Origin of the sequence: Streptomyces sp. NPDC091289 (genome assembly GCF_044757365.1) — a bacterium.
GTDB lineage: Bacteria > Actinomycetota > Actinomycetes > Streptomycetales > Streptomycetaceae > Streptomyces.
Map to the genome: position 1 here is coordinate 37,524 of NZ_JBIVUT010000035.1, position 9,281 is coordinate 46,804.

At 69.7% G+C, this 9,281-nt stretch carries 12 protein-coding genes; all 12 read left to right on the forward strand.

Annotated features, from left to right (window positions below; genetic code table 11):
- Positions 1-49: 49 nt before the first annotated feature.
- The 12 genes from ACIQPT_RS34775 (at position 50) to ACIQPT_RS34830 (ending at position 9,270) form a co-directional block, all read left to right on the forward strand.
- Positions 50-430, forward strand: coding sequence for a DUF6221 family protein (locus tag ACIQPT_RS34775; protein ID WP_401161952.1), 381 nt, complete (start codon positions 50-52; stop codon positions 428-430).
- Positions 431-444: 14 nt separating this feature from the next.
- Positions 445-612, forward strand: coding sequence for a hypothetical protein (locus ACIQPT_RS34780; protein ID WP_401161953.1), 168 nt, complete (start codon positions 445-447; stop codon positions 610-612).
- 167 nt (positions 613-779) lie between these two features.
- On the forward strand, positions 780-1,187 hold the full coding sequence (locus ACIQPT_RS34785; protein ID WP_401161955.1) for a hypothetical protein: 408 nt from the start codon (positions 780-782) through the stop codon (positions 1,185-1,187).
- 607 nt (positions 1,188-1,794) lie between these two features.
- Positions 1,795-2,271, forward strand: coding sequence for a hypothetical protein (locus ACIQPT_RS34790; RefSeq protein ID WP_401161957.1), 477 nt, complete (start codon positions 1,795-1,797; stop codon positions 2,269-2,271).
- Entirely contained in the window at positions 2,255-3,889 is a 1,635-nt protein-coding gene (locus ACIQPT_RS34795) for a hypothetical protein (protein ID WP_401161959.1), read from the forward strand. The genes ACIQPT_RS34790 and ACIQPT_RS34795 overlap by 17 nt, the downstream gene beginning before the upstream one ends.
- Positions 3,890-3,899: 10 nt before the next feature.
- Positions 3,900-5,369: a phage portal protein gene (locus tag ACIQPT_RS34800; RefSeq protein WP_401161961.1), complete on the forward strand. Its 1,470-nt coding sequence runs from the start codon at positions 3,900-3,902 to the stop codon at positions 5,367-5,369.
- Positions 5,366-6,331, forward strand: coding sequence for a hypothetical protein (locus ACIQPT_RS34805; RefSeq protein WP_401161963.1), 966 nt, complete (start codon positions 5,366-5,368; stop codon positions 6,329-6,331). Before ACIQPT_RS34800 ends, ACIQPT_RS34805 begins: the two co-directional genes overlap by 4 nt.
- A 50-nt stretch (positions 6,332-6,381) precedes the next feature.
- Positions 6,382-7,083, forward strand: a complete 702-nt coding sequence (locus tag ACIQPT_RS34810; protein WP_401161965.1) for a hypothetical protein — start codon at positions 6,382-6,384, stop codon at positions 7,081-7,083.
- Positions 7,084-7,097: 14 nt separating this feature from the next.
- Positions 7,098-7,961: a P22 phage major capsid protein family protein gene (locus ACIQPT_RS34815; RefSeq protein WP_401161966.1), complete on the forward strand. Its 864-nt coding sequence runs from the start codon at positions 7,098-7,100 to the stop codon at positions 7,959-7,961.
- A gap of 16 nt (positions 7,962-7,977) precedes the next feature.
- A complete protein-coding gene (locus tag ACIQPT_RS34820) occupies positions 7,978-8,349 on the forward strand; it encodes a hypothetical protein (RefSeq protein WP_401161967.1) in 372 nt (123 codons plus the stop codon).
- A 1-nt stretch (position 8,350) separates the two neighbouring features.
- Positions 8,351-8,683 carry a hypothetical protein gene (locus ACIQPT_RS34825; RefSeq protein WP_401161968.1) on the forward strand — a complete coding sequence of 111 codons (333 nt, stop codon included), beginning with the start codon at positions 8,351-8,353 and terminating at the stop codon, positions 8,681-8,683.
- Positions 8,683-9,270: a hypothetical protein gene (locus ACIQPT_RS34830; RefSeq protein ID WP_401161970.1), complete on the forward strand. Its 588-nt coding sequence runs from the start codon at positions 8,683-8,685 to the stop codon at positions 9,268-9,270. Before ACIQPT_RS34825 ends, ACIQPT_RS34830 begins: the two co-directional genes overlap by 1 nt.
- Positions 9,271-9,281: the final 11 nt, after the last annotated feature.

The window sequence follows — 9,281 nt, forward strand, 5'->3', positions numbered from 1 at the left end:
ACGACGACCGGGGCCTCACCCACGAGAGGATGACCCCATGGACGACCTCGTGCAGTTCCTTCGTGACCGCCTCGACGAAGACGAGCAGGCGGCCCGCGCCGTCGGCTACGAGCAGATCGAGACGGCAGACCACCTATGGGGCACCAAGTACCTCGTGCTCTCGGCCGAGCTGGGCGGCCTGAGGGCCACCACGGAGTTCGACGCCGACCTCGCTGAGCACATCGCCCGCCATGACCCGGCCCGCGTCCTCGCCGAGGTCGACGCCAAGCGGCGGATGATCGAGACCTTCATGCGCCGGTACGAGGCCAAGATGGCCAGCACTACCTCCACAACCCTGGGACTTGAATGGGCAGTACGCGCCGACGTGCTGCGCCTGCTCGCCCTGCCCTACGCCGACCACCCCGACTACCGGGGCGACTGGCGGCCGTAGAGCACACTGAGCCCATGACCCTCGTCGACCTCTACGCCGCCCACGCAGCGACCGGCATCCGCCCCGGCACCCTCCGCGTCTGGCTCCACCGAGGCAAGATCACCCACCACGGCCACGACCGAGCCGGACGCACCCTCGTCGACCTCGACGAACTCACCACCACCACTGTCAACGCCGCTTGACGCGCACGATCACCGGGTGTAACACTCAAGGGGCGTTCGGCGTGCCCACCTACCGCCAACGCCCCAAGGCCTCGCTCCTCACGGACGGGGCCTTCGTCGTATCCCGGACACCAACACCCCCAATGCCCGATGATGACCCCCTCATCACGCAACGTCCTGGGGGGACCATGCGCACCAGAACCACTCTCGCCACGCTCACCGCAGCTGGCCTGCTCGCCACCCTCACCGGCTGCGGCAGCAGCGACGACCAGGAGGCGAAGAACGTGGACACACCGAAGCCGCCGGCCTACACCGTCGCCAACAAGACCGAGAAGACGAAGACCGGCAGCGTCGACCTGATCGTCCTCGACGCCACCGTCGACCAGGCCAAGGCCGCCATCCACGACTACGCCAAGAGCATCAACGGCCCGCTGAACTACAGCATCACCGTCATCCGCAGCGACACCGACAAGGTGTACGTCTGCATGGGCGAGTGGGCCAAGGACCAGCAGGCCTCCGACACCTACACCGGCGGCCGCATCAAGGGCGACACCTGGCCCGCCATCCTCATGAACTGCCCCGACCCCAAGGGCTGATCACGCACACCACCAGGCCCGGCCGCGCACACCGCGCCGCCGGGCCTCGGCACGCCAGGAGGCAGCCATGCCCCCACGCAAGGCCATGCAGGTCTGCCCGACACCAGGCTGCCCGACCCTCACCCCCCAAGGCCGATGCCCCCCATGCCAGGCCCAGGCCACCCAGGACAGACCCCCCCACCGCAACGCAGGACGAGGCACACGCTGGATCAACGCCAGCGCGCGCTACCTCGAAGACCACCCGTACTGCGAGTGCGACGCATGCGCCCCCCTGCCTCCCCTGCAACGCGACCTCGCAACAGAGGTCGACCACATCGACGGCCTCGGCCCCCTCGGACCACGAGGCTTCGACCCCACCAACTGGCAGGCGATGAGCAAGCGCCATCACAGCCGCAAGACCGCAATCGAAACCTTCGGACACTAAAACCGCAGGTCACACACAGCGACCGAACCCAGGGGGGTACCCCCGGCGGCTCAGGGGGGCCCAGACGCGGGGGAGGGCGCTAGGAAGTCTGTCAGGTCAAAAGGGTCCCCAGATCCATTAAGCCGTCACGCAATGTGATGGCTCTCTGTGCTGCGCAATGCAGCCGGTGAGGAGTGATCAGTTATGGCCCGAGGTGGGCATGCGGCGTCCGGTCCGGCCCCCGATCCGAACGCGCTGCGGCGTAATCGGCCCTCCGACAAGGCGGGGTGGCGGACGCTGCCGGCGGAAGGGCGCTCTGGTGAGCCGCCCGAGTGGCCTCTGACCGAGCCGACAGAGCGCGAGGAGGACCTCTGGGCCGAGCTCTGGGAGTCTCCGCAGGCCCTGATGTGGGAGGAGCTGGGGCAGGCGCTGGAAGTGGCGCTCGCGGTGCGGACGCTGGCCGAGGCCGAGCGGGCCGACGCCCGGATCGACATCAGGAAGATGGTGCGCCCGTACCTCGACAGCCTGGGGCTGACGGTTCAGGGGATGCTGCGGAACCGGTGGAAGATCGCCCCGGCCGCCGAGCAGGATGAGGCGCCCGCGATTGCTGGGCCCGAGGTTCCGCGCCGGCCTGGTCCGCGTAGCCGGTTGAAGGTCGTTCGCGATGGCGACGGGGCCTGACGCCGGGGCCGAGTTCGTCGTCGACTTCCCCACGTTGTGGGTGGTGCCGTACTGGATCGAGGCGCATTGCCCGGTCCCGGACGGGTTCCGTGCCGGTGAGGACATGGAGCTCTACCCGTGGCAGCTGTGGTGCACGGTCAACCACTACCGGATCAAGCCGTCGGCGGCGCCGGGGCAGTTGGCGCCCGCGTTCGTCTACCGGCGGTCGCAGGTTGTGGCCCCGCAGAAGACCGGCAAGGGCCCTTGGTCTGCGTCCGTCGTACTCGCCGAGGCGGCGGGGCCGGTGGTGTTCACCGGCTGGGCGAAGGGCGGGGAGCGGTATCGGTGCGCGGATCACGGGTGCGGGTGTGGGTGGTGGTACGACTACGAGCCCGGTGAGCCGATGGGCACGCCGTGGCCGACGCCGCTGATCCAGCTGACGGCGACGTCGGAGGATCAGGTCGCGAACGTGTACCGGCCGTTGCAGTCGATGGTGAAGCGCGGCCCGTTGTCCGAGATGCTGCGGGTGGGCGAGGAGTTCACCCGGGTTGGCGAGCAGGGCCGCATCGACGTTGTCACCTCGTCGGCGCTGTCCCGCCTGGGTAACCCGATCATCTTCGCGATGCAGGACGAGACCGGCCTGTACAACACGGCGAACAAGCTGCGCCGGGTCGCCGAGACCCAGCGCCGCGGTACGGCCGGCATGGGTGGTCGGTCGATGGAGACGACGAACGGGTGGGACCCGTCGGAGAACTCGGTGGCGCAGACGACGTCCGAGGCGAAGGCCCGGGACATCTTCCGGTACCACCCGCAGGCGCCGAAGACGCTGTCCTACGCGAACAAGCGGGACCGGCGGAAGATCCACACGGTGGTGTACGCGGGGTCGACGCACGTTGACCTGGACGCGATCGAGGCCGAGGCCGCCGAGATCATGGAGAAGGACCCCGCCCAGGCGGAACGCTTCTTCGGTAACCGGTGCGTGGCTGGGTCGGCGGCGTGGCTGGACGGCGCGAAGTGGGCGGCGAAGGCAGCCCCACGCAGGGTCCGGCCGATGACCCGGATCGTTCTCGGCTTCGACGGGTCCGACTCGGACGACTGGACGGCGATCCGCGCCGAGACGATGGACGGCTACCAGTTCACCCCGCTGTACGGGCCGGACGACCAGCCGACGATCTGGAATCCGGCCGACACGGACGGGCAGGTCCCGCGGGCCGAGGTCCGAGCGGCGATGGACCAGCTGATGAACCGGTACGACGTGGTCCGGCTGTACGCGGATCCGCCGTACTGGGACACGGAGATCGACGAGTGGGTGGACCTGTACGGCGAGGAGCGGGTGATTCGGTGGCACACCCGCCGCATCGTCCAGATGCACTCAGCGGCCGAGCGGTTGAAGACCGACGTGATCAAGCGGAATTCGGAGGGTGCCGCATTCACGCACGACGGGTGCGAGATCACCGCGTCGCACATCGCGAACACCCGAGCGTCAGCCCGGCCGATGGAACGGTACGTGCTCCGCAAGGCATCGCCTGCCCAGAAGATCGACGCGACCATCCCGAGCATCCTCGCCCACGAGGCGCTCGGAGACGTCATCGCGGCCGGCCTCGCCGAGCTGGAGACGTCCTACTACTACGGCGGATAAGGGAGGGCCCATGGCTACGGAGGGGCAGGCTCTCCAGCTGGTCGGGCTGCTGGAGAACGAGTTGATCCGGCGGCGCGGCGACATCGACCGGCACAACGACTACTACCGGGGCAACCAGCGGCTGAAGTTCGCGTCGGCCGAGTTCGCGAAGTTCCACGGTGACCGCTATCGGGACTTCTCCGACAACTGGACGCAGGTGGTCGCCGACTCCCCGGTGGAGCGGCTGACCGTGACCGGGTTCCAGGCGTCCGGGGAGATCACCGCCGACAAGGATCTGTGGGAGGTGTGGCAGGTCAACGGCCTGGACGCCGACTCGCAGTTGGGGTTTCTCGGCGCGGTGACCGGGTCCCGGTGCTTCGTGCTGGTGTGGGGCGACCCCGACGACCCGGACATGCCCGTCGTCACGTTCGAGGACGCCTCGCAGTGCATCGTGGCCTACGAGCCCGGGTCTCGGCGGCACCGGCGGGCGGCGCTGAAGCGGTGGCAGGACGGCAACCAGGACTACGCCACCCTGTACCTGCCGCACGAAGTGTGGAAGTTCTGCCGGCCGCTGGCTCAGCAGGACAAGTCTCCGCAGATGGCGGATGTGGACGAGGAGCTGAAGCGGTGGCGGCCGCGCGAGTTGGGCGACGAGCCGAACCCGCAGCCGAACCCTATGGGCGTGGTGCCGATGGTGGAGCTGCCGAACAAGCCGATGCTGGTGGACGAGCCGATCAGCGACGTGCACGGCGTGATCGCGATGCAGGACGCCATCAACCTGGTTTGGGCGCAGCTGTTCACCGCGTCGGACTACGCGTCCTTCCCGCAGCGTGTCGTCATGGGAGCCGAACGGCCGATGATCCCGAAGCTGAACTCGGCCGGGGAGATCATCGGGAAGCAGCCCGTCGACCTCGACAAGTTCCAGATCGACCGGGTCGCGTGGATCACCGGCAAGGACGCCAAGATCGCCGAGTGGCAGGCCGCGAACCTGGCCGCGTACACCGGCATCATCGAGGTCGCCGTCGGCCACCTCGCCGCCCAGACCCGCACACCCCAGCACTACTTGATCGGGAAGATGGCCAACCTCAGCGCGGACGCGCTGCTCGCCGCTGAGACCGGTCTGGTGCAGCGGGTTGACGAGAAGAAGCTGTGGTTCGGGCAGGGGCTGCGGGAGGTTGCCCGGCTGATCGCCTTGGCCCGCGGGCAGGACGGCCTGGCGCGCGCGTTGCGCTCGGGCCGCGTGCTGTGGGCCGACTCCGAGTCCCGGTCGCACGCGCAGATGGCGGACGCGCTGCTGAAGCTGAAGCAGCTCGGCTTCCCTTTCGAGTGGCTGGCCCTGCGGTACGGGCTGACGCCGACCGAGGTGGCCGACGTGGTCGCGATGCGAGAGCGGGAGATGGAGATGGACCCGGTCTCGGAGATCACCCGTCAGCTCACCGGTGCTGCTGCACCGGAACCGACCACGCCCGAGGAGGAAGAGACGGAGGAGGTGGTGGTGTGAGCCCGTCCCCGATGGCGGTGGCGCACGCGCTCGCGCGCCTGCGCCTGGCGGCCGCCGCATCCCGTGCCGCGCGTACTGCGTGGCGGGGTGTCGACCGGGACGCGCCCGGCCTGTCGTGGGTGGCGGCGCTCGGACCGGTCGTCGCCGCAGTGGCCGGTGCGCAGCTGGCCGCCGCGCGCAGTACGGAACCGTGGCTCGGCTCGCTCCTCGGTGATGACCCGGGCCAGGCGCAGTCGGACCGGCTCGTGCCGGAGTCGCTGGCCGGGGTGACCGGTGACGGTGTGCCGCTCGCGCAGGCGTTGCAGGTCCCCGTGTTCACTGCTCTACGACTCGTCACGCAGGGGCTACCGATCGTGCAGGCGCTCGCCCGCGGGCAGCTGCTCCTGGACTTGATGGTGCGCACGGCGGTCGCCGACGCAGGCCGCGCTGCGGACTCGGTCGGCATGACCGCCCGCCCGGCGGTGACGTCCTACATCCGCGTCGTGGAGGCCGGGGCCTGCTCGCGGTGCATCATCCTCGCCGGTGCCGAGTACGGCGTCTCCAGCGGCTTCCTGCGGCACCCCCGGTGCCATTGCGGCATGGAGCCTGTCACCCGGGCCCACCGGCCCAAGGCCCAGGACCCCCGCAAGGTGGTCGACGCCATGTCGGCCAAGGAGAAGCAGCGGGTGTTCGGACAGGCCGGGGCCCAGGCGCTGAACGAGGGTGCCGACCTCGGGCAGGTTGTGAACGCCCGCCGGGGCATGGCCACCGCCACCGCGTTCGGCCGCCGTCTCCAGACCACGACTGAGGGCACCACCCGCCGTGGCGTGGCTGGCCGCCGGGCGCAGGACTTCCGGCGCCTGCCGGGCCAGCGCTACGAGCGGTCCCGGTCTCCGCGGCTCATGCCCGAAGAGATCTTTCGTCTCGCCGACGACCGCGCGCACGCCATGCGTCTGCTGCGGCTGCACGGCTACCTGTACTGACCCCTGCCCGCGCGCAACGCACGGGCCCTTCACCCGCAACGGGAGAACCCATGAACCCCCGCACCCTGCCCCGTCACGCCCGCGCGCACGCGCCCGGCTGGGCCCATTCCTACGCCGACCCGTTCACCCTGTATGCCGACGGCGGCGAGGAGGGCGGCGACGACGGCGAGGAGCAGCCCGAGGGCGACGAGCCTGAGGACGAATCCGGAGAAGGCGATGAGCCGGACCCGGATGGTGCCGACGAGCTGGGCGACAAGGGCAAGCGCGCCCTGGCCAGCATGAAGGGGAAGTGGCGGGCCGAGCGGGACCGGGCGCGGGAGCTAGCCGAGCGCCTGGCCGAGAAGGACGGCGCCGACGAGGCCGAGCAGGTCCGCCGCCAGGCCGAGACCGCGGCACTCTCGAAGGCCAACGCCCGCATCATCCGCGCCGAGGTGAAGGCCGCCGCGAAGGGTGTGTTGGCCGACCCGGCGGACGCCTACAAGTTTCTCGACCTCGACCAGTTCGAGGTTGACGAAAACGGCGACCTCGATTCCGACGAGGTCACCGAAGCGATCAACGAGCTCATCAAGTCCAAGCCCTACCTGGCTGCCGCAACGGCGAAGAGGTTCCAGGGCACTGGCGACGGCGGGGCAGCGCGCAAGGCGGGCCGGCCGAAGCAGCTCACCCGAGCAGACCTCAAGTCCATGTCCCCTGAGGCGATCGACAAGGCCCGTGAAGACGGCCGGCTCGACGACCTCATGGGCGGCAAGTAACCAGGGAGAACACCATGACCGTCCGGAACTTCGTTCCCGAAATCTGGAGCTCGCGACTGCTCGTCGCGGTCCGGAAGAACCTCATCTACGCGGGCCCGACCGTCGTGAACCGCGACTACGAGGGCGAGATCAGCGAGGCGGGTGACACCGTCCGTATCACCTCCGTGTCCCGGCCCGCGGTCGGCAACTACGTGCCCGGCTCCACCGTCATCACGCCGGAGAAGCTGACCACCGGGCAGCGCACGCTGACCGTGGACCAGTCGAAGTACTGGGCGTTCAGCATCGACGACGTGGACGCCCGGCAGGCCAAGGGCGGCCTGGTCCCGCAGGCGATGTCCGAGGCGGCCTACGCCCTGGCGGACACCGTCGACCAGTACGTGGCCGGTCTGTACACGCAGATCCAGACGGCCAACTTCCTGAACGGGCAGGGCTCGCCCATCGACACGTACAGCACGCCGACCGAGGCCTACGACAAGGTCCTGGTCCCGCTGCGGACCCGCCTGACGAAGGCGAACGTCCCGACCGCGGGCCGCTACGCGATCGTGTCCGCCGAGTTCTACGCCTCGCTGCTCCTCGACTCCCGGTTCATCAAGGTCAACGAGTCGGGCACCAGTGACGGTCTGCGCAACGGCATGGTCGGCCGGGCCGCCGGGTTCGACATCTACGAGTCGAACAACATCCCGAACCCGACCGGGGACACGCAGGTCGTCACCGCGGGCACGAACGCGGCGATCACGTTCGCCGAGCAGATCAACAAGACCGAGGCCTACCGCCCCGAGTCCAGCTTCTCCGACGCGGTCAAGGGCCTCGCCCTGTACGGCGCAAAGCTCGTCCGCCCGGACCACATGGCCGCCGCGTTCATCAACCCCGCTGCCTGATCGAGGAGTCTGACCCATGGCAACCACACAGCTCGCGTACTCCAATCTCGTGCCGAACGGGAACCTCGCGCAGCCCGCGGGGACCGCGCTCGTCGCGGCACCGACGAACGACATGCAGCTTGCGGACGCGTTCCCCGAGCTGACCGTCCTCCGTGTCACGAACAGCGACGACGACACGGCGCTCACCATCACGGTCAAGGCGGGCGACCACCCGCCGGCCCTCGCTGCCGGGCAGGGCGACCTCGCCGTGTCCGTCGCGTTCGGGGCGACGCAGTTCATCGGCCCGTTCGAGTCCGGCCGGTTCGTGCAGAACGACGGCTCGATGCTCATCGAGTCGACCACGACCACGGGCACGATCACCGCACTGCGAGTCCCGAGGAACACCTGACATGGCCGAGACGATCCATGTCCGGGGTGAGGGCGGCATGGTCTTCGCGATGGACCTGCCGCTGCCCGAGGGCATCGCAGAGCGGTACGAGCGGGGGCTGCTCGTCCGCGTGAACGAGGACGGCTCCCCGTATGCGGGCGCCCCCGCGGGCGCACAGGAGGAGAGCGGCAGCACATCCTCGGACGGCTCCGATCTGGCGGCCGGCCGGACACCGCGGCCCGGGGTGAACGCCTCGAAGGCCGAGTGGGTTGCGTTCGTCGTCAGCCAGGGGCACCTGTCCGCTGACGATGCGGCGAACTACACCAAGGCCGACCTCATCGAAATGGGGTCGTGATGGCGCTGGGCCGCTACACCGAGGTGGCCCGGGCGGCGAACGGTGACCTCATCCGTGCGGGTGAGGTCACCGTGTACGCCGCGGGTACCACCGATCTGGCCGAGCTGTGGCAGGACGACGAAGGCACCGTCCCGGCCCGGAACCCGGCCGTGACGGATCTGGCGTCCGGAGCGTGGTCGGCGGTGGCCGAGGCCGGCCTGTACGACCTCCTGTACCCGGGTGGCCGGACCGTGCACAACGTCCCCGTCGTCGCGGGTGCGTCCGGCGGTTCGGCGGTCGCGTGGGGCGACATCACCGACAAGCCGACCACGTTCGCCCCGACTATCAACGCCACTGCCTCGGGTGCGGTTGCGGGCAACGACCCCCGGCTCACAGCGGCGGCGGCGGGCACGGCGAGCGTGCGCGCGCTCGCGGGCGGAACCGCCACCACGGCGTCCGCTTCCGACCACACCCACACCGGGCTCCTCTCCGGGACCACAGCCGCGCTGAACGATGAGGCCGAGTTCGCCGACCTGGCGGCGGCGACGACCGCCTACAACGTCCTGCTGGCGGCGCTGCGACTGCGCGGCATCATCAGCGGGGCCTGAGGAAAGGGGGC

Coding starts and splice junctions, on each gene's coding strand:
- ACIQPT_RS34800 (WP_401161961.1), top strand. CDS start 3,900: ATGGCTACGGAGGGGCAGGCTCTCCAGCTGGTCGGGCTGCTGGAGAAC.
- ACIQPT_RS34815 (WP_401161966.1), top strand. CDS start 7,098: ATGACCGTCCGGAACTTCGTTCCCGAAATCTGGAGCTCGCGACTGCTC.
- ACIQPT_RS34810 (WP_401161965.1), top strand. CDS start 6,382: ATGAACCCCCGCACCCTGCCCCGTCACGCCCGCGCGCACGCGCCCGGC.
- ACIQPT_RS34795 (WP_401161959.1), top strand. CDS start 2,255: ATGGCGACGGGGCCTGACGCCGGGGCCGAGTTCGTCGTCGACTTCCCC.
- ACIQPT_RS34820 (WP_401161967.1), top strand. CDS start 7,978: ATGGCAACCACACAGCTCGCGTACTCCAATCTCGTGCCGAACGGGAAC.
- ACIQPT_RS34790 (WP_401161957.1), top strand. CDS start 1,795: ATGGCCCGAGGTGGGCATGCGGCGTCCGGTCCGGCCCCCGATCCGAAC.
- ACIQPT_RS34825 (WP_401161968.1), top strand. CDS start 8,351: ATGGCCGAGACGATCCATGTCCGGGGTGAGGGCGGCATGGTCTTCGCG.
- ACIQPT_RS34785 (WP_401161955.1), top strand. CDS start 780: ATGCGCACCAGAACCACTCTCGCCACGCTCACCGCAGCTGGCCTGCTC.
- ACIQPT_RS34780 (WP_401161953.1), top strand. CDS start 445: ATGACCCTCGTCGACCTCTACGCCGCCCACGCAGCGACCGGCATCCGC.
- ACIQPT_RS34830 (WP_401161970.1), top strand. CDS start 8,683: ATGGCGCTGGGCCGCTACACCGAGGTGGCCCGGGCGGCGAACGGTGAC.